General features: G+C 72.3%; 16 protein-coding genes. 10 read left to right on the top strand and 6 right to left on the bottom strand.

Translation table 11 applies throughout. From position 1 onward, the window contains the following. Positions 1–340 precede the first annotated feature (340 nt). The 5 genes from ABTY59_RS28390 to ABTY59_RS28370 all read left to right on the top strand — a co-directional run bounded on the left by ABTY59_RS28390 (position 341) and on the right by ABTY59_RS28370 (position 9614). Positions 341–4564: an FG-GAP-like repeat-containing protein gene (locus ABTY59_RS28390; protein WP_352021886.1), complete on the top strand. Its 4224-nt coding sequence runs from the start codon at positions 341–343 to the stop codon at positions 4562–4564. 277 nt (positions 4565–4841) lie between these two features. Continuing rightward, a complete protein-coding gene (locus ABTY59_RS28385) occupies positions 4842–5330 on the top strand; it encodes a DUF6643 family protein (RefSeq protein ID WP_352021885.1) in 489 nt (162 codons plus the stop codon). A gap of 53 nt (positions 5331–5383) precedes the next feature. Beyond that, on the top strand, positions 5384–6208 hold the full coding sequence (locus tag ABTY59_RS28380) for an MOSC domain-containing protein (protein WP_352021884.1): 825 nt from the start codon (positions 5384–5386) through the stop codon (positions 6206–6208). Between the two features lie 121 nt (positions 6209–6329). Beyond that, positions 6330–6938 (top strand): Rv1733c family protein, encoded by a 609-nt coding sequence (locus tag ABTY59_RS28375; RefSeq protein WP_352021883.1) that lies wholly within the window; start codon positions 6330–6332, stop codon positions 6936–6938. Positions 6939–7205: 267 nt separating this feature from the next. Further along, complete coding sequence (locus ABTY59_RS28370) at positions 7206–9614, top strand: right-handed parallel beta-helix repeat-containing protein (protein ID WP_352021882.1); 2409 nt, start codon at positions 7206–7208, stop codon at positions 9612–9614. Here the strand turns inward: ABTY59_RS28370 and ABTY59_RS28365 are convergent. Then, the gene (locus ABTY59_RS28365) at positions 9584–11983 is read right to left on the bottom strand and encodes a hypothetical protein (RefSeq protein ID WP_352021881.1); all 2400 of its coding nucleotides are present in this window, start codon (positions 11981–11983) and stop codon (positions 9584–9586) included. The genes ABTY59_RS28370 and ABTY59_RS28365 overlap by 31 nt on opposite strands. Before the next feature lie 134 nt (positions 11984–12117). Here ABTY59_RS28365 and ABTY59_RS28360 point away from each other — a divergent pair, with 134 nt between their 5' ends. The 3 genes from ABTY59_RS28360 (at position 12118) to ABTY59_RS28350 (ending at position 13969) form a co-directional block, all read left to right on the top strand. Then, the gene (locus ABTY59_RS28360; RefSeq protein ID WP_352021880.1) at positions 12118–12945 is read left to right on the top strand and encodes a DeoR/GlpR family DNA-binding transcription regulator; all 828 of its coding nucleotides are present in this window, start codon (positions 12118–12120) and stop codon (positions 12943–12945) included. Beyond that, the gene (locus ABTY59_RS28355) at positions 12942–13382 is read left to right on the top strand and encodes an SRPBCC family protein (RefSeq protein WP_352021879.1); all 441 of its coding nucleotides are present in this window, start codon (positions 12942–12944) and stop codon (positions 13380–13382) included. The genes ABTY59_RS28360 and ABTY59_RS28355 overlap by 4 nt, the downstream gene beginning before the upstream one ends. Before the next feature lie 86 nt (positions 13383–13468). Next, entirely contained in the window at positions 13469–13969 is a 501-nt protein-coding gene (locus ABTY59_RS28350; RefSeq protein ID WP_352021878.1) for an SRPBCC family protein, read from the top strand. On the opposite strand, the gene cds1 is transcribed toward ABTY59_RS28350, so the two are convergent. Next, positions 13929–15059: an L-cysteine desulfhydrase Cds1 gene (gene cds1, locus ABTY59_RS28345; RefSeq protein ID WP_352021877.1), complete on the bottom strand. Its 1131-nt coding sequence runs from the start codon at positions 15057–15059 to the stop codon at positions 13929–13931. The genes ABTY59_RS28350 and cds1 overlap by 41 nt on opposite strands. Before the next feature lie 187 nt (positions 15060–15246). Between cds1 and ABTY59_RS28340 the strand changes: the two genes are divergently transcribed. After that, positions 15247–15564: a hypothetical protein gene (locus ABTY59_RS28340; protein WP_352021876.1), complete on the top strand. Its 318-nt coding sequence runs from the start codon at positions 15247–15249 to the stop codon at positions 15562–15564. A 171-nt stretch (positions 15565–15735) separates the two neighbouring features. Next, the gene (locus tag ABTY59_RS28335) at positions 15736–16320 is read left to right on the top strand and encodes an ATP-binding protein (protein ID WP_352021875.1); all 585 of its coding nucleotides are present in this window, start codon (positions 15736–15738) and stop codon (positions 16318–16320) included. A gap of 70 nt (positions 16321–16390) precedes the next feature. Here ABTY59_RS28335 and ABTY59_RS28330 read toward each other — a convergent pair whose 3' ends face one another. From ABTY59_RS28330 to ABTY59_RS28315, 4 genes are all read right to left on the bottom strand, one after another. Beyond that, complete coding sequence (locus ABTY59_RS28330) at positions 16391–18154, bottom strand: trypsin-like serine protease (RefSeq protein WP_352021874.1); 1764 nt, start codon at positions 18152–18154, stop codon at positions 16391–16393. Positions 18155–18317: 163 nt separating this feature from the next. Next, a complete protein-coding gene (locus ABTY59_RS28325; protein ID WP_352021873.1) occupies positions 18318–18866 on the bottom strand; it encodes a hypothetical protein in 549 nt (182 codons plus the stop codon). A gap of 214 nt (positions 18867–19080) precedes the next feature. Next, positions 19081–19401, bottom strand: coding sequence for a hypothetical protein (locus tag ABTY59_RS28320; protein WP_352021872.1), 321 nt, complete (start codon positions 19399–19401; stop codon positions 19081–19083). A 34-nt stretch (positions 19402–19435) separates the two neighbouring features. After that, positions 19436–23248 (bottom strand): polymorphic toxin-type HINT domain-containing protein, encoded by a 3813-nt coding sequence (locus ABTY59_RS28315; RefSeq protein WP_352021925.1) that lies wholly within the window; start codon positions 23246–23248, stop codon positions 19436–19438. Positions 23249–23365 lie beyond the last annotated feature (117 nt).

Below are 23365 nucleotides of genomic sequence, written 5' to 3'. Positions count from 1 at the left end.
CCCGGCGGGAAAGAGCTCGGAAACAGGTCATCAGCGGCGAATACGAACCTTGGGCAGAATGCCCGTTTCAAGATCATTAGGCCTTAGAAGAATGGAATTGGCCAATTACTCGAAAGCGGGGCCGGGGTTAAGCTGGGCGCGTTTTTCTCAATAGGGAGGGGATTGCGTGTCCATGACATTCCATAAGGGAGGGGCGTCCGGCAGACGGGCAAGACGATTGCTCGTCGCCGCGCTCGCGGGGGGACTCCTGACCACGGGGGTGAGCGTTCTGCCGGCCCGGGCGGCCGTGCCCGGTGTCGCGCCCGCCGTCCTCGCGTCGGATCCCGTGGCGGACGGTTCGATGACGGAGGCCGAAAAGGCATCGCTCGACGCCGCCGCCTCGGGTCAGCCGGTCGAGCTGATATCGCGCCGCCAGGAATCCGCCGACACCTGGGCGCTGCCGGACGGGACCTTCAAGGTCGCGCAGCACGGCTCGGTGGTCCGGGTCCTCCAGGAAGGGGTGTGGGTCGACGCCGACCCCACCCTCGTCTTCGCCGCCGACGGATCCGTCGTGCCCAAGGCGACCTCGGTGGGCGTGCGCTTCTCCGGGGGCGGGACCGGCCCGATGGTCACCGGCGTCCAGGACGGCCGAACCCTCAGCCTCACCTGGACCAAGCCGCTGCCGGTCCCCACGCTCGACGGGAACGTCGCCACCTACGCCGAGGTGCTGCCGGGTGTGGACCTGCAGCTCAAGGCCGAGGTCGAGAGCTTCTCGCAGGTGCTGGTCGTCAAGACCCGCGAGGCCGCCGCCAACCCCGAGCTCGACCAGCTCCGCTTCACCACCGACACCGTCGGGCTGACCCTGGCCAAGGACAGCGAGACGAGCATGCTGGTGGCCACGGACGCGGTCGGCCAGGAGGTCTTCACCAGCACGGCCCCGGCCATGTGGGACTCCCCCACTCCGCCCGCGGGCGGCATGTCCGCCATGTCCGCGATGGCAGCGGAGGACACGGCGACGGAGCCGACCGACCCCTTCGAGCCCGGCTCCGGCTCCACCGAGTCCGTGATGCCGACCGCCCTCAACGGCGACGTCCTGACCATCACCCCCGACCAGCAGCTGCTCCAGGGCCAGGACACCACCTACCCCGTCTACATCGATCCCGAGATCGACTACGGCGAGACGAACCACTGGACCCGGATCCACGACCTCTGGCCGGACAACTCCTACTGGGACAAGAAGGACGTCGCCCGCGTGGGCTACGAGTCCGAGACCGGCGGGACGTCGCAGTCCTTCTTCCAGATGAACCTCGGCGCCGTCGCGAAGACGGACGTCACCAAGGCGACGTTCCGGATCTGGAACACCTGGTCCTGGTCCCCCCAGGACAACCCCACCTACCTGTGGCAGGTCGACGGAATCTCACGGGCCACCACCTGGAACAAGCACCCCAACAAGGTCGGCACCGTCCTGTCCACCGTCCAGGAATCGAAGGGATGGGGCGACAAGGCACCGGGAAACCTGGAGTTCGACGCCACCCGCGCCGTGGCACCGGCGGCCAAGAGGGGCGACCGGACCATCACGCTCGGCCTCTACGCCAACGAGAGCACTCCCTACGGGTGGAAGAAGTTCGACCCGAAGAAGGCGGTGCTCGAATTCCACTACAACACCCCGCCCCCGGCTCCCGACCAGCTCGGCACCAGCCCCTACACGCCCTGCACCGCGGGCGGCGCCATCGGCAACACCGCCGTCAGCCTCCACGCGCGCGTGCGGGACGACGAGACGGGCAACCTCACCGCCGAGTTCGAACTGGACGGAGCGACGACCGCGCCCAAGACCTACTCGATCCCCGGCGCGATCAACGGCCGGGTCGTCACGGTCCTCCTGCCCGCCGGCGACACCCCCACCGGCAGCTACACCTGGCGGGTGCGCGCGCTCGACAAGGAGAGGGCGCCGTCCGAGTGGAGCCCGGTCTGCAAGTTCACCGTCGACCGGACACGCCCCTCCAAGCCGCCGACGATCACCTCCGTGGGCGGCGTCTACCCGCCCGGCAACAACGGATGGCCCGGAAACACCGGCCCCTCGCGCAACAACGCCAAGTTCGCCTTCGGCTCCAACGCGGCCGACGGCGTCCAGACCTACGTGTGGTGGACCGACACCGACCCCAAGGTCCGCGAGACCCCCGTGTCGAAGGCGACCGTCACGACGTTCGTCTCCTCGGTGGGACCCCACCTCATCTACGCCTACGGCGTCGACAAGGCCGGCAACCGTTCGGACACCGCCACCTACCTCTACTACGCCAACCGCGCGTCGAAGGAACGCGACGCCGACGGTGACCTCAACGGCGACAAGTTCGCCGACATCTGGAGCGTCGACCGCTACGGCGCCCTGATCACCTACTCCGGACTGGGACGCTCCGCCTTCAGCGCCGCAGTCAACGGCGGACAGCTCGGCGAAAGCGACGCCAAGTCCTTCCCCGACGAGCAGGTCGCCTACAGCGGTGACTGGGGCGAGGACGGCTACAACGACCTCGTCGCCCTCGAGTACAACACCGCGGACAGCGGCTACCGGATGGGTTACTACACCGGCGCCGGATCCGGCGTGATCGACCCGAACCGCTTCACCAGGTTCGAAGCCGCCGGCCCGAAGTACTGGCTCAAGGCGACCCAGGTCGCGGTGACGGACACCAACCAGGACAAGGCACCGGACGTCCTGGTCAAGGACGGGAACAAGCTCTGGGTCTACCGGGGCAGCCGGCAGGCGAACCTCACGGCGGCGGGCGGCGCCAAGCGCGTCGGCGGCCTCGACTGGGACAGGTTCACCATCGCCACGCCCGGCGACCTCAACGGCGACGGCCTGGCCGACCTGATCCTGCGTGAGGACGCCACGGGCGACCTGTACCGCTCCTACGGTTCCCTGAAGCTCGGCAAGTTCGACTACGAGCAGTGGGGCGCCGAGGCGAACCGCACGAAGATCGCCACCGGACTGCTGCCCAAGAGCAAGTACACCAGCTTCGGCACCCCCGGGGACTTCGACGGCCAGAAGCCGGCCACCGGCGCCACCGTCGTCGGCGACGGCATCGTCGACCTGTGGGCCCGCAGGACCGACAACACGATGACGGCCTGGCACGGCACCGGCACGCCGACCAACCTCACCGGTTTCGGTACCCAGTTCACCATCGACGGCATCGTCGGCGGCGCCCGTCTGTTCCCCGGAGCCGTCATCTCCTCCGGCGAGACCGTCACCACCCGCTCCAACTCGCTGACCATGGGCGTCGACGGCAACCTCGTCATCAAGTCCAAGGCCGGCAAGGTCCTCTGGGCCACCAGCACCATCGGCAACAACGGCGCGACCGCGCGGGTGGAGCGCGACGGCAACATCTCGGTCGTCCGGACGGACGGCACCGTCGCCAAGTCCACCAACGCCCCGTCCTCCACGGCCGACGGCTACGCGGTGCTCCACGACCGCGGTGACCTGACGCTGTACGACGCCAAGGGCCAGTCGTTCTGGTCCAGCGGCACCGCCATCCGGCACGACTACAACAGCGACGGCCGCAGCGACATGGCCGACTGGTACGCCTACGGCGACGGCAGCGACAAGCTCCACACCTTCACCACCAACGCCGACGGCACCTTCAAGCCCCCCATCCACGCGTGGGAGGTCGAACCCGGTAACTACTGGGCCGAGAACATGAAGCAGACCACCGGCGACTTCAACGGCGACGGCATCGGGGACGTCGCGTCCTTCTACGGATACGAGGACGGCCGCCTGAACCTGCGCACCTGGCTCGGCAAGGGCGACGGCTTCTTCAACGCCCCGTCCGTCTCCTGGGAAGTGGACGCCGGAAACTGGAACTTCGACGCGATCCGCGTCCTGTCCGGTGACTTCAACGGCGACGGACGCGACGACATCGCCACCTGGTACGCCTACGGGGACGGCAGCGACAAGCTGTTCACCTTCATCGCCAATGTCAGGGGAGGGTTCAACTACCCCTTCTCGTCCTTCTACAGGGCCGACGGCTGGCACGCGCCGAACATGAAGTTCACCACCGGTGACTACAACGCGGACGGCCGCGACGACATCGCCGCCTTCTACGGCTATTCCAACGGCGATACGAAGCTGTTCACCTTCACCGCCAAGGCCAACGGCGCCTTCAACGAACCGGTATCCGGCTGGAGCAGCACCGATTGGGGCAGCTTCGAGGCGACCTCGGTCCACTCGGGCGACTTCAACGGCGACGGCCGGGACGACATCGTCACCTGGTACGACTACGGCGACGGCCACGACGAGATGATCAGTTTCACGGCGACCGGCACCGACGGAAAGTTCGGCGGCCGAAAGCAGGTGTGGACCATCGCGCCCGACAACTTCTGGCGCCCGAGCCTCAAGATCGTCACCGGTGACTTCAACGGCGACGGCCGGGACGACATCGGCGGCGTGTACGGCTACTCGGACGGCAAGGTGAGGACCCTCACCTGGACCGCGAAGCCGGACGGCACGCTCAACTCCCACGTCGGGGGCTGGGAGACCGATCCCGGGAACTGGTACTACCCCTCGATCCGCATGATCGAGAGGTACGACCCCGCGTAGCGGTCACGCGCGCGGGCCGGCCGACGGTGTTCGGCCGGCCCGCGCGCCACGACCGACCGGACCCTCGTCGTCCGCGTCGTCGAGCCACGGCCGGCGGACGCTGTTACGGTCGGTAATACGGCGATAATCCTGAGTTCCGGACCCCCCCGAAACCCCCTGCCGTTAACACGCTCTTTATGAATGTTTTGGCAGGTCAGGCCGACAAAACCAGTGTAAATCGGATGACCCGAAGATGGGGGCTCCCCAACCGGCACATCGTGGGCTTAACTTATGTGCCATGACCTCCCCCCGCTCCACCTATGGAGGCGGTTACCACACCGCGCCGTCCTTCCCGGACACCCCGATCTACGACTCCCTGGTCGCGGAGCGGGGCACGCCTCAGATCGCCCCGATCCGAGTGCCCGCCGCCTACGACACCGGCAGCAGCTTCCCCGTGAGCGGCTCCTACCTGCCGGCGCTCCCCGCGGCGCTGCCCGCCCTTCCGGCGGCGCCCACCCCGCAGCCCGCCTACAACAGCGGCTACGGCTACCCCCAGCCCGCGCCGCAGATGGCCCCCGTCCCGCTGCAGCACGCCCCGACCCCGTACATCCCGCAGCAGCCGGTGGCCCCGCGCGGCTACCAGGGCGGCCCGTACCCGCAGCAGCCCCGCCCGGCCGCCGCCGGCTACGAGGCGATGCGCCCGGCGGCGCCCCGGCCCGCGCCGGTCCCCGCCCCCGCGCCGTACGACGACCCGTACAACCGCCCGTACCAGGCCGGGGGTTACTGACGGGCTTCGCTCCCGGGCTCCGGCGTGGCCGGAGCGGCTGGCAGGATGAAGGCATGCCGACATCTGTGCTCCGCTCCGTCCACGTCCACCCGGTGAAGGCCATGCGCGCGCTGGACCGCACGGAGGCCGAGGTGCAGCCCTGGGGGCTGGCCGCGGACCGCCGCTGGGCCGTCGTCGACGCCGCGGACAAGGTCGTGACCCAGCGCCGTCACCCCCGGATGGCGCTGGCCACGGCGCTGCCGCTGCCGGGCGGCGGCGTCTCCCTGTCCGCCCCCGGACACCCGGTGCTGGACGTCGAGGTACCGCACCCTTCGACGACCCTCACCATGTCGATCTTCGACAAGCCCGTCGAGGTGGTCCCGGCCGGCCCGGCCGCGGCCGCCTGGCTCTCGGCGTTCCTGGAGAGCGACGTACGGCTCGTGCACATGGACGCGCCCGAGCACCGGCGTCCCGTCGACCCCGACTACGCGCTGCCCGGCGAGACCGTGACCCTCGCCGACGGCTATCCGCTGCTGGTCGCCACCACCTCCTCGCTCGACGCCCTCAACTCCCTGATCGCCCAGGGCGACCACGCCGACGAGGGTCCCCTGCCCATGAACCGGTTCCGGCCGAACCTGGTCGTCGAGGGCACCGCCCCCTGGGCGGAGGACGGCTGGACGAGGCTCGCCGTCGGAGAGGTCACCTTCCGCGTCGCCCGTCCCTGCGGCCGCTGTGTCGTCACCACGACGAACCAGCTCACCGCCGAGCGCGGCAAGGAGCCCCTGCGCACCCTGGCCCGGCACCGCACGAGCGACGGCCGGGTCATCTTCGGCCAGAACCTCGTCCCCGAGCACACCGGCACGGTCCGGGTCGGCGACGCCGTGAAGATCCTGGACTGAGCCGGTCTCCCGGGCCCGGGAGACCGGCGGCGCGCGTCACACTTCCCCGGCCCGACGGGCGGGGAACCCACCCCCGGGGCACACTCGTTGGAGGAGCGGTGAACAACGAGGGGGTCCACACGTGCGCGCAGCCACCGGACTCTGGCGCTGGCGGCACAATCCCCTGCGCCGGACCACCGATCTCGTCGAGGCGTGGGTCGCGTTCGCGGCGGCCGTCCTGCTCTGCCTCGCGGTGCCCGTGACCGCCTGGGCGGCGGGCACCTCCGCCTACGGCTCGCTGTCGCGCGCGGTCCGCGCGCAGCAGGAGCAGCGGCTGCCGACGACGGCCCGGGTGGTGCGGCTCGCCGACGGGCCCGTGAGCGGTCCCCGGTCCGTCGAGACCGCCGGTGAGGAGCGGCTGCGGCGCTCCGTCGTGGCCCGCTGGACGGCGCCGGACGGCTCGGTCCGCACGGGGACGGTGGCCACGGTCCGGCAGCGCTCCACGCCCGGCTCCGCGTTCACGCTCTGGACGGACCGGGACGGGCGGCCGACGGGGCCGCCGATGCAGCCGGGGACGGCGCGGGCGCACGCGGTCATCGCCGGTCTGACGGCCGCGCTCCTCGCCGGGCTGCTCGTGGAGCTGCTCCGCCGTCTCGCCGTCCGAAGACTGATGGTGCGGCGGTACGCGCGCCTGGACCGCGCGTGGGCCGCCGCGGGCCCCGACTGGGGCCGCACGGGCACGGGAAGCTGACGCGCGGCGGCCCGGGGTCTGCCTTCCGGAGCATGCCGGGCTCGCGGGGCGGGCACGCCCCACGCCCGGACCGCGTTCGGGTGCGACCGCCCGGCGACCGAGACCGACCGCTCCGGACCGCCCCGGGACCGGCCCTGACGCGCCTTCGGCAGTGCCCGCCCGCCGGCACCGGCGCGGGCCGGCGACCCGTCAACCCGGCGGCGCCGCGCGCGCTACGGTGGGGCATCGGATCAGCGGCGAGGCATGAGGCGGGGGCAGGACACACCCATGGCACAGGGCACGGTCCAGGTGACGCACACCGGTACATCGCGGTGGCGGCGCCGCACGGGTGAGTACCCCTCTCTCGCCGCCGCCCTCGAGGCCGCCGGCGACGGGGACGTCCTCACCGTCGCACCCGGCACCTACCGGGAGAACCTGGTGGTCCGGCGGGCCGTCACCCTGCGCGGCCCCGAGGGCGGGGTCGGTTCGGTGCGGATCGCGCCCCCGGACGGGGTGCCGCTGACCCTGCGCGCCTCCGTCACCGTGCAGGACCTGCACATCGAGGGGCAGGACGTGGCCGCGCCCGCGCTGCTCGTCGAGGACGGCACGCCCGAACTGCTCGACCTGCGGATCATGACCCGCTCCGCCGCCGGGATCGAGGTGCGGGGCGCCGCCCGCCCGACGGTCCGCCGCTGCACGGTCGACAATCCGGCCGGAGTCGGCATCGCCGTGCTCGACGGCGCGGGCGGGGTGTACGAGGAGTGCGAGATCGTCTCCGCCGGGCAGGCGGGCGTCTCGGTGCGCGGCGGCGCGCATCCGCGTCTGGAGCGCTGCCGGGTGCACCACGCCTCCGGGGCGGGGATCGCCGTCACCGGCGAGGGCAGCGCCCTGGAGGGCATCGGCTGCGAGGTGTACGAGATCAAGGGCGCCGGACTGCAGATCGCGGCCCGCGCCACCGCGCACCTCACCGACTCCTCCGTGCACCGCACCTCGGCGGACGGCATCACGCTCGACACGGACGCGGTGCTCACCCTCTCGGACTGCGACATCCACGACGTCCCGGAGAACGCGGTCGACCTCCGCTCGCGCTCCGTCCTCACGCTGACCCGGTCGACGGTCCGCCGCTTCGGGCGCAACGGCCTCTCGGTGTGGGACCCGGGGACGCGGGTGGACGCCAACCAGTGCGAGATCCACGACAGCACGGGCGACTACCCGGCGGTGTGGGTGAGCGACGGCGCGACCGCCGTCCTCGACGCCTGCCGGGTGCACGACGTGCCGGACGCCCTGTTCGTCCTCGACCGGGGCTCCCGCGTGGACGTCGTCGACAGCGACCTGACCCAGGTGAAGAACACGGCGGTGTCGGTGAGCGACGGGGCCACGGCCCAGCTCGACGACTGCCGGATCCGGGAGGCCTCCACCGGCGCCTGGTTCCGCGACCACGGCAGCGGCGGCACCCTCGGCGGCTGCACCATCGACTCCGTGCAGACCGGGGTCATCGTCACCAAGGGCGCCGACCCCACGATCGACCGGTGTGTCGTGACCTCGCCCGCCGAGGCCGGTTTCTACGTGTCGGCGGAGGGCCGCGGCTCCTTCCACGGCTGCCGGGTGACGGGCAGCGGCGGGTACGGCTTCCACGTCACGGACGGCTGCCGGACGGTCCTGCGCACCTGCCGTACGGAGCGGTGCGCGCGCGGCGGCTACGAGTTCCCCGAGGAGGGAGCGAGCGCCGAGGACTGCACCAGCGACGAGAGCGCGGTCCGCTCCTCCGTACCCGACGGCGGCACGGTCCTGACGGCCGGCCGGTCGGCGGGGCTGCTCGGCACGGTTCCGCCGCCGCGCACGCCCGCGCCGGCCGCGCCTCCCGTGCCGGAGCCCGCGCCGGAGACCCGCACCTCGCAGGACGTGCTCGGCGAACTGGACGCCCTGGTGGGTCTGGAGAGCGTCAAGCTGGAGGTGCGGACCCTCACCAACATGATCGAGGTGGGGCGCAGGCGCCAGGAGGCGGGGCTCAAGGCCGCCTCGGTCCGCCGCCACCTGGTCTTCACGGGCAATCCGGGCACGGGCAAGACGACGGTCGCCCGGCTGTACGGCGAGATCCTCGCCTCGCTCGGGGTGCTGGAGCGCGGGCACCTGGTGGAGGTCTCCCGGGTGGACCTGGTCGGCGAGCACATCGGCTCGACGGCGATCCGCACGCAGGAGGCCTTCGACCGGGCGCGCGGCGGGGTGCTCTTCGTCGACGAGGCGTACGCGCTGTCGCCGGAGGACTCGGGGCGGGACTTCGGCCGCGAGGCCATCGACACGCTCGTGAAGCTGATGGAGGACCACCGGGACGCGGTGGTGGTCATCGTCGCCGGGTACACGCACGAGATGGAGCGCTTCCTCACCGTCAACCCCGGTGTGGCCTCCCGTTTCTCCCGGACCATCACCTTCGGCGACTACACGCCCGAGGAGCTGCTGCGGATCGTCGGCCAGCAGGCGGACGAGCACGAGTACCGGCTCTCCCCGGGCACGGACGAGGCGCTGCTCAGGTACTTCGAGAAGCTGCCCAAGGGTCCGGCGTTCGGCAACGGCCGTACGGCGCGGCAGACCTTCGAGTCGATGGTGGAGCGGCACGCGGGCCGGGTCGCCGCGCTCGCCGAGGCGAGCACGGACGACCTGACCCTGCTCTACCCGGAGGACCTGCCCGAACTCCCGTGATCCACGGCCTCGTCCGCCCCGCGCTGATGGGGCAGTGCGGGCGGGAGCCGGTCGAGGAGCGCGGAGCGGCTGCGGGCGAACGCCGGGTCGGCCTGGTAGTCGGAGTGCCCCAGGATCGGTTCGGGCAGCGGATGCGCGCGGGTGCGGCCGTACGCGACCGGGTCGAGCAGCACCTCGCCGTCGACGGCCGGACGGCCGTCCTCCGCGGGGACCCGGACGGGACCGCCGATGGGGTCGGTGGCGCGGTACAGATTGCTCCAGCAGTGCACCGTGCGGTTGAGTCCGCGCAGCGCCTCGGGGCCGAAGTAGGCGGGGAACCAGCGGCCGTAGAGCCGCTCCAGGGGGGAGCCGTACGTGAGCAGGGCGACCCGGCGACGGGTGGCGGGCCGCAGCTGCCAGACGGCGGCCGCGGCGAGCACGCTGCCCTGGGAGTGCCCGGAGATGACGAGCCGGCCGCCCGTGGCGCGGGTCCAGGAGCTCATCCGCCAGGTGAGGTCGGGGACGGCCCGCTCGGCGTAGCAGGGCGGGGCGAAGGGGTGGGCGGCCCGCGGCCAGAAGGTGCCGACGTCCCAGAGGATGCCGATGGTGCGGCGGGCGGAGGCGTCCTTGTAGGCGCGGCGGCCCCAGGTCACGAAGAGCAGGAAGCCGAGGCCGATCATCCAGGAGCCGAGCGCCTGGGTGGCGGAGGCGAGCGAGGCGATCGCGGGACTGGCCCCGTCGAAGGCCCGGCCGGGGACGTTGCCGCTGGCCCAGGCTCCGGCCACGGACGCGGCCCCGAGGAGCAGCGTCGCGCCCGAGATCACGCCGACGAGGACGGGCGCGGAGTCGGTGAGCGAGGCGCGGGCGCGGCCGGTCGCGATCTGTCCCGTACGGACCGGGTCGCGCTCGTCGGCGGCGCCGTAGTCCGCCTCGACGGCGGACCGCAGCCGCCGGGCGTCGACGACGGTCCGTACGGCGAGCAGGGCGGCGGGCGCGACCAGCAGCAGGAGCAGGAGGGGGATGACCGACGCCTGCCAGCTGAGGAGGACCGGCGGGCCGATCCTGGGGCCGCCGTGGTCGCCCATGCCGGGGGTGGCGGGGCCGTCCAGCCAGTCGGCGACCCGCTGCGCCACTCCCCCGGACATGACCCCCGCGAGCGCGCAGGCCAGCATGGCGACGGCGGGCCCGCCGAGCCCGCGCAGCGCGGTGCGGGGGTCCCTGCGGGGCCGTTGGAGGAGCAGGGCGACGACGCCGAGCGCGACGACGAGTCCGCCCTGGACGAGGGTGAGGGCGCCGAAGACGGCGTCGCCGGGGAGGGTTCCGGACGACGTCCAGCCGGGGCGGGACCAGCCCGCGTGCACGGCGGTGAGCGCGAGCAGGGTGAGGGACGCGGCGGGCAGCCAGGAGACCAGGGCCCGTTCGACGCGCAGGTCGATCCTGCGCTCGCTGCGGCCGCGCCGGCAGACGACCCAGAGCACCACGACGGCGAGGACGGCGACGGCGGCCTGGAGGATCCAGCCGAGGACGGTACGGAGCCCGGGGGCGCCGGCGTCGTGCCGGGCGGTGGCCGTGACGAGGGCGGCGGCGACCGTGAGGAACCCGGCTGCGGTGTGCGCGGCCCTGAGGCGGGCGACGAGGCGGCGGCCGTACCAGAAACCGGGGCGGCCGAGCGCGGGGCGGAGTTCGACGGGGCCCGCGGGGTCGGCGGCGTCGGCGGCCTCCGTGTCCGGGGCGGGTTCCGTGACGGGCGCGTCGTATCCGGTGGGCGGGCGCTGCGCCTCGTAGGCGCTCCAGGTCCGGTTGGAGAGGTACCACAGCAGGCCGACCAGCGCGGTCGGCACGAGGGCGGCGAGGGCCAGGCGGCGGCCGGGGACCGACCACCAGCCGTCGCGTCCGGCGGAGAGGAAGCCGAGCCACGAGTACCGGTCGGTGCAGGCCGTGGTGGCGGCGCACTGCCAGGCCGTCAGGTCGAGCGCGACCTCGCAGGCGGCGGCGGTGAGGAGCACGGTGAGGGTGAGGGCGACGAGCCGGACGAGGACCCCGTAGAGCCGGACGAGGCCCTGCCGCCCCTGGGCCGGCGGCCGCATCCAGTGCGCCAGGTTGGCCACCATGAAGGGCAGGAGCAGCAGCCACAGGGCGCGGGCGCCGTCGCCGGAGGTCAGGTTGGACCAGCAGTACGCCTCCGGGACCGGGCGGGCGGCGTAGCGCTCGGGGTGGTCCTCGGCGTCGAGGTCCTCGCCGCGCCGGAAGACGGCGGCCGTCCGGTCGCCGGTGACCCGCACGGTCCTGGGGTCGTCGAGCATGTCCTGGGGGGTCGCTCCGCCGACTCCGTGGACGAGGAGTTCGAGCGCCGCGCCCCCGCTCTCCGGGGCGGGTGTGGCAGGGGACACTGAGGGGACTTCCTCTCAGAGTGGGAAGATGCGACGTCGGCAACAGGATCGCGGATGGCCGTGCGACCGCGCACGGACTCTCACCGAATCCGACACTCATCCCCTTGTCTCCTGCGGAAGGACCGGCCCCGGCGGTGACTGACAACCAGAACCTCCTCGCGGAGCAGCGGCGTGCCCTGATCCTCGACGAGGTACGGCGGCGTGGTGGCGTACGGGTCAACGAGCTGACCCGTCGCCTGAGCGTCTCGGACATGACGATCCGCCGCGACCTGGACGCGCTGGCCCGGCAGGGCATGGTCGCGAAGGTGCACGGCGGGGCCGTTCCGGTGGTCGAGGCGAGCACCCACGAGCCGGGCTTCGAGGCCAAGTCGGTGCTCGAACCGAGCGCCAAGGACGAGATCGCCCGGTCGGCGGCGGCGCTGGTCGCCCCCGGCACGGCGATCGCCCTGTCCGGCGGGACGACGACCTACGCGCTCGCCCGGCACCTCCTCGACGTGCCGGACCTGACGGTGGTCACCAACTCGGTGCGGGTCGCCGACGTGTTCCACGAGGCGCAGCAGACCGGCGGCGGGGGCGAGGCGCGGCGCGGGGCGGCGACCGTCGTCCTGACCGGCGGGGTGCGCACGCCCTCCGACGCTCTGGTGGGCCCCGTGGCGGACCGGGCGATCCGCTCGCTCCACTTCGACCTGCTGTTCCTGGGTGTGCACGGCATCTCGGTGGAGGCGGGCCTGTCGACGCCGAACCTGGCGGAGGCGGAGACGAACACCTGTCTGATGCGTTCGGCGCGGCGGGTCGTGGTGGTCGCCGACCACACCAAGTGGGGGACCGTCGGCCTGAGTTCCTTCGCCTCCCTCGACGAGGTCGACACCTGGGTGACGGACCGGGGCCTGCCGGAGGGCGTGCGCGCGGAGGTGGCGGAACACCTGCCGGGCCTCGTCGTCCCGGGCGAGGAACAGGCGTGAGCCTCTTCCGGATCGAGCGGACGGTGCCGCTGCCGCCCGCCGAGGCGTGGCGGCGGCTCACCGACTGGCCGGCGCACGGCCGCCAGGTGCCGCTGACCCGGACCCGGGTGCTGACGCCGGGGCCGAACGGTCCGGGCACGCGGTTCACCGCGCGGACGGGCCTCGGGCGGCTGTCCTTCGACGACCCGATGGAGGTCGTCCGCTGGGAACCCCCGGCGCCGGGCCGGCCGGGCGTCTGCCGGCTGACGAAGTCAGGGCGGGTGGTGCGGGGCTGGGCGCTGGTGGAGGTGGCGGACGCGCCGGGCGGCGGGAGCCGGGTGTCGTGGACCGAGGAGCTCTCGGTCCGGGGCCTGCCGCGGGCCTTCGACCGGGTGCTGTCGGCGGTGGGCCACCACGTCTTCGCCCGGGCGCTGGACGGCCTCTTGCGCGCACCGTGATCCGGTCCACGCGCCCAGGCGCACTGGGCAGTTGACGAGACGTCAGGTATCGTGCCGCATCCGCTCGCGTCCCCCCGGGAGGGTCCGTGGCACGTCGACTGCAGCCCGTGGAGCTGGGATTCACCGCCTCCGCCCCCGTCCGTCTGGTCTTCACCGCCACCCTCGCCGCACCGCCCCCGGCCGTCTACCGTTCGGTGGCCGTGGAGGTGGGGAGCCTGCCGTCCTGGTTCACGGCGGTGACCTCCGCCGTACCGACGGCCGACGGCGCCGGCCGGAGCGTGCGACTGCGCGGCGGGATCGCCTTCGACGAGACGATCCTCGCCTCCGAGCCCGACCTCCGCTACGCGTACCGGGTGGACGCGACGAACGCCCCGGGTGTGACGGCGATGGCGGAGGAGTGGGTCCTCTCCCCCACCGGGACGGGCACCCGGCTGCGCTGGACCATGGCGGCCGACGGCGCCGCCCCGTTCCGGTTCGCGCTGCGCCTCGCGGCGCCGGGCGTGGGGTACTCGTTCCGGGACGCGGCCCGCCGGCTGGACCGGCGGCTCACTCCGGCCAGGCCCCCGTCGCCAGGAAGCGTGCGATAGCGGCGGAGTAGGGCGCGATGTCGAGGCCCTGGGCGGCCAGCCAGTCGTCGGAGTAGTACTTGTCGAGGTACCGCTCGCCGCCGTCGCAGATGAGGGTGACGACGCTGCCGGTGCGCTCGTGGGCGACCATCTCGGCCACGATCTTGAAGGCGCTCCACAGTCCGGTGCCGGTGGAGCCGCCGGCCTTGCGGCCGATCGCGGTCTCCAGGGCGCGGACGGCGGCGACGCTCGCCGCGTCGGGGACCTTCATCATGCGGTCGACGGCGCCGGGCACGAAGCTGGGCTCCATGCGGGGGCGGCCGATGCCCTCGATGCGCGAGCCGCAGTCGGCGGTGGCGTGCGGGTCGTGGTGCGTCCAGCCGTCGAAGAAGCACGAGTTCTCGGGGTCGGCGACGCAGATCCGGGTGTCGTGCTGCATGTAGTGGACGTAGCGGGCGATGGTCGCCGAGGTGCCGCCGGTGCCGGCCGTGGCGACGATCCAGGCGGGCTCCGGGTACCGCTCCAGCCGCAGCTGCTGGTACATCGACTCGGCGATGTTGTTGTTGCCGCGCCAGTCGGTGGCCCGCTCGGCGTAGGTGAACTGGTCCATGTAGTGGCCACCGGTGCGTTCGGCGAGCGCGGCGGCCTCCTCGTACATCGTGCGCGAGTCGTCGACGAAGTGGCACTGGCCGCCGTGGAACTCGATGAGCCGGCACTTCTCACGGCTGGTGGTGCGGGGCATGACGGCGATGAACGGGACGCCGATGAGCTTCGCGAAGTACGCCTCGGAGACGGCGGTCGAGCCGCTGGAGGCCTCGATGACGGGCTTTCCGGGGCGGACCCAGCCGTTGCAGAGGCCGTAGAGGAAGAGGGAGCGGGCCAGGCGGTGCTTGAGGCTGCCGGTGGGGTGGGTCGACTCGTCCTTGAGGTAGAGGTCGATGCCCCACTTCTCGGGGAGGGGGAAGCGCAGCAGGTGGGTGTCGGCGGAACGGTTGGCGTCCGCCTGGACCTTGCGCACGGCCTCCTTCAGCCAGGCCCGGTACGCCGCGTCGCTGCGGTCGACGTCGACGGTGGCCGCCGCGGCGGTCGCACTCTCGTGGGTGGTGCTCATCCGTCCCTCTCCTCATGTGTCGCCCCATGGCTCCCCCGAGTACCGACAATACCGCTCTCACCTGGGCAAACGTTCCCTTTGACGATCCATAGGCATCCCTTGTGGAAGGACCCGCGAGGGCTACTGGTGCGGGCGGCGACGGCCCGGCACACTGGATACGGCAACCGGGTGAAAGGGGCGGATCGGCATGGCGGAACCGGAGTTCAGCGCGAGGGGCGTTCGGATCGCACGCTGGCCGCGCTCGCTGACGCGCGCGGGAGAGGTGCGGATCGAGGACGGCCGCCTCGCGCTCCTCACGAGTTACGGCAGCGAGATCGACAGCGCGCCGGTCTCGGCCGTACGGGCGGGGCGACCGTGGTTCGCTAAGGCGGACGAGACGGTGGCGACCGTCAACGGCACGAGGTACCGCTTGACGCTCCAGGAGCACGACCGGGGCCGCGACAGCGGGTCCCCGGCGTCGGGGCGCTTCCTCGCGGCGCTGAAGAAGGCGGCCGGACGGTCCTGAGCTGCGGAGGCTCGCGGCGAGTTGCGGGGCGGTCACGGCTGGTCCAGGCTGGAACCCACCTCACTGAGGGTTCTGCGGTGGTGACGCTGCGATCGGGTCGCCACCCCTTCTGTACCGCATGACAGATCCGAATCTTCGTCTTCTTCCGGACCACTTCGGGGAGTCGCAGCCGTGATCAGCGAGCCGAGCAGGTACTACGCGGTGGAGCTTGAGGCCCTGCCGTCGCGGATCGGACAGGTCCGCCGCATCATCTCCGCCCACCTCCGACATTGGCAGCTGGACGCCTTGATCGACCAGGCCGTGCTGGGCGTGACCGAACTTCTGACGAACGTGCACCGCCACGCCCAGCCGGACAAGGACTGCACGGTCGAGATCGAGCTGCTGCTCGACCGTCTCACCGTCTCGGTCCGGGACCACGATCCCCGGCTCCCCGAGGTCAGCCCCGCGACCGCCTCCGGCCTGCCGGACGACCTCGACGGGCTCGCCACCTCCGGCCGGGGCCTCGGAATCGTCGGGGCCGTCAGCGAGAGCTGGGGCATCCGTCCGTGCGGCGCGGAAGGCAAGGTCGTGTGGTTCACCCTCACGGCGCCGGCGCCACCCGTCCCGTTCGAGGCGCTCCGGCAGGCCGTGCCCGTCGCCCTGGCGGAGGGCGTCTTCCCCTCGTACGGCCTTCTCCCCGGGGTGCCGATCAGCGTGCCGAAGGAGCCGCTGAGCGCCCCGGCCCACGCGGTCCGCGCCCCGGCGGGCGTCCGCTGAGCGGTGCCCCACGCGAAAGCCGCCCGGCCGGTGAACCGGACGGGCGGCTGGAGCGCGGCTGGGGAGCCGATCAGAGGCGTGCCCACTTGGCGTTGGCGCCGTTGCCGCAGGCCCACATGCCGACGGCGGATCCGTTGGCGGTGGCCTCGCTGAAGACGTTCACGCACTGGTCGGGCTTGACGGCGCTGGTGATGGTGACACCGTCGTAGTTCCACTTCTGCTCGGCCCGGCCGTCACACGGCAGGACCTGCAGGCGGGACGTCTGGGGGACGCCGGGCTCGGCGGTGAGACAGGTGTTGCCCGCGAGCCGGAGTTCCTTGGCGGGGGTGTAGTCCCACTGCTGGTTGGCTCCGCCCCAGCAGTCCCAGATGGTGGCGTTGGTGCCGTTGAAGTCCAGGCAGCGGTTCGACTGCGCGCCGCGCAGGCTCAGGCTGCCCCAGCGGGGGCCGCCTTCCTTCCAGCGCACGGTGACGCTGCCGTTGGTGTCCAGGGTGGCGTAGGAGCCGGCGCCGCCCCAGGTGGCGCTGGACCAGATCCCGCCGGTGCCGTTGCCGGTGCCCTTCTTGTACAGCACGAGGTTGCCGTCCGCCTGCATGTGCAGGTAGGAGTACCAGTCCCAGGTGTACCGGCCCCACAGCTCACGGCCGGTGGCGATCTCACGGACCAGGACGTTGCCCTGGATGTCCATGATCAGTGCCTGCTTGCCGTTGGTCAGCCACCAGCCCGGCATGAGCTTGGCCCCGGAGGCGAGCTGGCTGCCGCGCGGGTAGGTGTCGGAGTGCCAGAGGTGGCCGCCGATCCCGTGGCCGCCGTCCTTGGTGTAGACGACCAGGTTGGCGTCGCCCTGAAGCTCCAGGCGCGCACCCGCGTTGTTGTGCGTCCCGGACGCCCAGAGGGCGGCGGAGGCGTCGCCGACCTTGCCGTCCTTCGCGTAGACCACGAAGTTGCCGTCGGCCTGCATCGTCGCGAACGCACCCGGCTTGCCGCCGGTGTTCGACGCCCACAGGGCGGCGTTCCGCCCCGTGCCTCCGGTGATGTGGTACAGCACCAGGTTGCCGTCGGCCTGCATGACCAGCTTCGCGTTCTCCGACTCCAGCTCGTCGCCGGGTCGCAGCGTCTCGCCGCCCTTGAAGACCACGGGGCGCTGCGTGGCGCTGGTCACCCAGGAGGCGAGGCCGTCGGCCCGGGTGTCGACCGCGCCGGTGCGGGTCTCGGCAGCGTCGATGCCCAGACAGCCGCCCTGCCAGGCACGGGAGGTGACGGACACGAGCTCGGTCACGCCGTTGACCGTGCGGAGGGAGGGGCCGCCCGCGTCGCCCTTGCAGACCGTCGCGGTGTCGGAGGGGTCGACGTTCAGCGTCGTGGCCGCGCTGGACGTGACCGTGAAGGCCCCGGTGTGGAGCCTGTCGGACGTCCACTCGGTCCTGGTCCGGCCGAAGCCGGCCTTCGTCAGCTTCTCACCCTGGGCGGCGGGCGTGGCGGCGATGCGCACCGGGGCGATGTCGGTGATCCGCGTGGCGAGCCGGACCAGGACCAGGTCGCGGTCCGCGTGCGGCACGAGTTCGACGGCCCGCTGGACGCTGCCGCCCGTCTGGGTCACGTCGACGCGGCCGACCGTGACGGTGGTGGGGACGGCGGGCTTGCCCGCGGCCGGCTTGCCGTCGGCGGCGAAGCAGGTGGCGGCGGTCAGCACCCACTGCGGGGCCACGAGGGCACCCGTGCAGGCCGACTGCTCACCGACGTCGATCTTCGCGGTGAAGTTGAGCTGTGCGGGGGCGTCCGGGCCGTCGAGAGCGAGGGCGCTCTGGGCCGGAGAGACTACGGTGGCGAGCACGAGTGCGGCGCCGGTAGCCCAAGCGAAGCGTGAACGCTTGGCGATCATGGGTTTTCCTTGGGACGTGGGGCCGGCGGAGGGCCGGCGACCCGGTTGTCGCGGCGGTGGTTCGAGGGACGGCCCCGCGTCGTACCCCTGGGGAGGGGAGTGGGCCTTCCGGGTGCTACTTGGTGGACCGGATCTCCACGAGCGCGTGCTGCCGGCCTTCGGGGTCCACGGTCTCGCCCACCGACGTCCAGGCGTTCTTGGCGATGTCGAAGGACTTCTCCTCGGTGCCGACGGTCATGTCGACCTGGGTGGCGTAGGAGTTGCCCTTGATGAGGTGGACGGAGGGGATCTCCATCGTCAGCCAGCCGCCGTTGCCGGTGATCTTGAAGCAGATCTTGGACTTGTCGCGGGCCCAGACCTCCAGGAAGCCGGTGCCGCCGGCGCAGTCGGCGAGGGTGATGTGGCCGTCGCCGCGCTTGAGGACGATGTTCTTCTCCGTGAGGATCTTGTCGGCGTGGGGATAGCCGTGGTCCTCGACGACGGAGCCGGGTGCCTCGTCCGCGACCGGGGCGACCGCCTGAGGCGGGGACGTCACTCCGGCGCCGGTGCCGGTGCCAGTGGTCGCGAGCCAGGCCAGGGCGCCGGCGACGGCCGCGGCGCCGAGCGCGCGAGCGAGGGGTCTTGTGCGCTTCGCCTGCGCCGTACGTGCAGTGTGTGTCTTCATAAAGAATCCTTGAGAAAAAACCGGTGGCTCATATGCCAGGGGCGTACCCCGCAATGAAATCCCGTCCACTGATCTTTGTCCAATTCGCCGCCCCATGCGGACGGTTGGCCAGAAAGGAGTCGAGGGATTCTCACCCGAGGAAGCGAACGGGTGGTGCCGGAGCCCTTCGGATTCCGGCACGACCCGTTCGCACATGACTGTCAGTGCGCTGACATCAGCGCGTGTCCGGCCCGCCGCTCCGCTGCGCGAGCGATGCGAGCTCACGCACCAGTCGAGCCAGCGCGAGCACGTAGATCGTGAATTCGTTCAGGCGGGTGGATTCCTCTTCTCCCTCCACCCGGATCTCCCCGATGCTGTCGCACAGGTCCTCGACGTCCCGGACCAGGGCCTCGATGTCCCGCATCTCCCGGGGATCCAGGGATCCCTTTTCCACACGGACGGCATATCCCGCGACGTACCCATCGACTTCGAGCAGCGAGGAACCCCAGGCTTCGAGTTCCGATGTGACCGGCCGACCGGGAAAAGGCAGGGCCATGAACGCTTCGAAGGCCCGGCGGAATTCTCCTGGGTCAGTCCCACCAGGTGACGATCTTTCCTTCATTCGTGTAGATGCCCTTCCCGCCCCAGAGGCCGCCGTCGATCGTCCAGCCCCAGGAACCGTCCGCGAGCTTGGTCTTCACACGGTCCCCCGGCTTGGATTTGTCCCAGAGAGCTTTCGCTTCCTTGGTGTACTCGGCAAAGGTCCGCCCCTTGCCGTGCTTGTCGATATGGTATTTCGCGCTGTCTTCCACGGACATGTTCGTCCCGGCCCAGTGCTCCATCGCATCGGCGTCCTCCCCGCACAGGGGCTTGCCGCCGGCGTTGTGGACCAGGACCGGCGTCGCCCCCGCCAGCACGTAGTACGTGTGGAGGTTCGCGACGGTCAGGTTGTAGACGCGCTGCTCGGGAACGGTCCACGTGCGGACCGAGTCGACCGGCACGTCCTCGCCGTCGGCGGTCCGCAGCGGCATGCCGGCCTTGAGGTCGGCGGCCTTCTTCCAGGTGGCACCCGCGATCCAGAACGGGTGTCCGTCGGTGGCGACCACCGAGCCGTCGGCCGCGTCTCCGGGGCCGTCGACGCCGAGCTCGACCAGGTTCTTCGAGCCGTCACCGACGATCGTGGCCTGAACGGGCTCGGGCGCGGTGCGGCCGGTGAGCGGGTCGGTGGCGAGAACCAGGTCGCCGATCCGTACGTCCTCGATCGCCTTGGTGCGGCGATCGGCCATCAGGACGCGGGTGCCCGGCAGGAAGCTGTTCCCCCGGCACGGAGTCCTCTTGAGCATCTTCGCCCGGAGGGCGAGCAGGGCGATGTCGCCGAGGCACCGCGGCGACTTGGTCTGGAGGCACTGCTCGATCTCCTCCGCGCCGATGTACCAGGCGATCAGACGGTCGAGATAGGTGCTGCTGGTGCAGCCCATTCCACCGGCGCCGTCGCTGCCGCAGACGAGCAGCGTCTCCCCCGGCTTCAGCTCCCCGTTCGCCAGGAGATGGTGGCGGTACGTGACCAGCCGCCTCTCGACGGCCTCCCGGAGCTCCTTGTCGGACAGCGGCTTGCTGACCTCCTGGGCCTCCCGCTGGATGTCGGCCTTCATCTCCTCGACCAGCATGTCGGCGGCGGTCTTCAGAGCCGTGTCGCGGGCGGTCGCCGCCGCCTCGGCGTCCTTCCCGGCTGCCTCCGCCGAGAGGCCGGCCTGGTAGGCGGACGTCCTCGCCTGGGCCGCGTACCGCGAGGCGAGCATCGCGGAGTGCTGGGCCTGCTCGGCCGACCGGGCCGCCGACCGGGCGGCGTTCTGGGCCGAGGCGGCGGCGTTCCTCGCCGTCTTCGCCGACTCGGCGGCGCGGCGCGCGGACACCTCGGCGGCGTCCGCCGAGGCGTCGGCCTGCTTCGCGTACGTGGCGGCCGCCTCCGCCGAACCCCGTGCCTTCGCCGCCCACTCGCCGGCCTCGACGGACGCCTTCCGGGCGTTCGCCGCGGCTTCCTGGGCGTGGTTGGCGTCCTCCAGGGCGAGCTGCGCCGACTTGAACGCGGACTGCACCAGTCCGTTGACCTGGGCGATGTGGGTGGCGGCGTTCGCGTCCCGCTGGCGGGCCTTGTACAGCCCGATCTGCAGGAAGCCGCGCAGTCCGTCGGGCGGGCCCGAAAGCGCCGCCTGCGCCGCGGCCTTGACCTCGGGACCGCCCTGCGCCAGTTCCTTGCCGACCGCCACGCGGTCGTCGTCCTCACGGGCCTCGTACTGCCCGGTCTCGAGGAACGCCGCCATGTCGGCCGCGGTGCCGTCGAGCGCGGCGCTGGCCGCCGCCTTCACGCCCGCTCCGCCCGCGGCGGAGATCTTGCCGATGGCGATCCGGTCGTCCTGCGCCTTGCCCGGATACTCCCGGGTGCGCAGGAACTCCCGCATCTGCTCCACCGGCTTGTCCATCGCCTCCAGCGCGGCCTGCCGCTGCGCGGGGATCGCGCTGTTCGCGGCGATGTGGCCCACGCTCGCGCGGTCGTCCTGCTCCAGGGCGGTCGCGAGTCCGGAGCGCACGAAGCGGACCACGTCCTCGTCGGTGCCCGACAGAGCGAACTCGGCGGCGTCCCGCACCCACAGCCCGGTCGTCCCGAGCATGTTGACCGCGGCCTGACGCCCCTTGGCGGCGGTGACCCGCGGGTCCGTCGCCTGCGTGGCCTCGCTCAGCGCCTGCCGCGTCTGCGTGTTGAGCTGCTGGAGGCGACCCACCTCGTAAGCGGCGGCGGCGACCTCGGCCTCGTGGGCCCGGTTGGCCTCCTCGGCCGTGAGGACCTCTTCGGCCTGCTGCTGCGCCAGGCGCTCGGCGTCGGCCTTGCGGGCCGCCTCGACCACGTTCGAGGCCTGGACGGCGGCGGCCAGCGCCCGGTTGGCGGCCTCGGTGGCCGCGTTCGCCGCGGTGGTCGAGGCGGCCGCGGCGTCCGCCGCCTTGCCCGCCTCGTCGGCCGCCTTGTTCGCCGCGGCCGCGGCCGCTTCGGCGTGCGCCGCGGCGTCGTTGGCCGCGTCCCTCGACTGCCGGGCCGCCCTGCCTGCCTCCCGGGCGTTGGCCTCCGAGGCGTCGGCCGCGCGCGTGGCCTGGTCGGCGAGCCGCTGCGCGCGAGCCGCCGCGGCCTTCGCCTCGTCGGCCTTCGCCCCGGCCTGACCGGCCCAGTTGCCCGCGCTCACGGCCGCGGCGGCCGCGGCCGCCGCGTTCCTGCCGGCGCTGGACGCGGCCCGCGCGGCCGACGCCGCGTTGTCCGCGGCGATACCCGCCTGGTCCGCAGCGTCCGCGGCCTTGCGCGCACCGGAGGCGGCCGCGTTGGCCTGCTCCGCCGCCTCACGCGCCTGCTTCGCCTGCTTGGCGTCACCCGCCGCCGCACCGGCCGCCGAACGCGCGGCGGAAGCCGCCTTGCCCGCCCGGCCGGCCGCGTAGGCCGCCTGCGCCGCCGCCGTGGCGGCCGTCCGCGCCGCGGCGTTCGCCGCCGCTGCCGCCGACACGGCGGTACGGGCGGCCTGTGCGGCCCGGTCCGCCGCTGCCGCGGCACGCGAAGCGGCCGCGGCCGCCTTGGCCGCCGACTCCTGGGACTCCCCGGCCTCCTTCGCCGCCTCCAGCGCCGCCGCCTTGGCCGCCTCGCTGGCCTTCTCCGCCTTGGCGGCCTCCTCCTTGGCGGTGTCGGTCAGCTCGCTGGCCTGCTTCTGTGCCTTGTCGGCCAGCTCCGCCAGCTGCGAGACGGAGAGCGCCTCCTGATCACGCGCGGCCGCGACTTCCCAGCCGTGGTCCAGGAACTCCTGGATCTCCTCGGGAGTGCCGTCGAGGGCCTGATTGGCCATCAACTTGATGTTGGGCCCGCCCGTCGCGAGGAGACGGCCGACGCGGACGCGATTGTCGTCTTCCCGCGCCCGGACCTGCCCCTTCTGCAGGAACTGGATCTGATCGTCCGGAGTGCCGTTCAGCGCCGTGTTGCCGGCTCGCTTGGCTCCGGGACCGCCGAAGGCCATCACCCGGCCCACGTCGACCCGCAGGTCCTCCTCGTAGGCCGTCACGAACCCGGCGTCCAGGAAGTCCCGCAGCTGCTCCGAGGTCCCCTTCAGGGCCGCGTCGGCCGCCGCGCGGACGCCGGGACCGCCCTTGGCCATGATTTCGGCGACCTGCGCGCGCAGGTCGTCCTCCTCACGCTGTGGAAGTTCCTGGGCCATGAACGCCTGGATCTGCGTGTCCGACCCCAGGAGGGCTGCCTCGGCGGCCCTCCGCACCGCCGGGCCGCCGAACTTCCAGGCCGTGACGACATCGGACCGCGTGTAGATCGGGACCTCGTCGGCCGTGGCCCGAGGCAGATCTGCGACGCCCAGAGTCATCACCAAGGTGACGAATATCGTCACGACTCCGCGCCATCCAGGCGCGGGCCGCACCCCGTATTTCAACGTGTTTCCCCATCATTTGAATGACATTCAGCCAGACCCTGCTCGCATGCG

The organism is Streptomyces sp. NPDC096079 (genome assembly GCF_040303145.1).
GTDB lineage: Bacteria > Actinomycetota > Actinomycetes > Streptomycetales > Streptomycetaceae > Streptomyces.
Note: the sequence above shows the minus strand (reverse complement) of the source record. Positions and strands in the feature narration are given on the sequence as shown.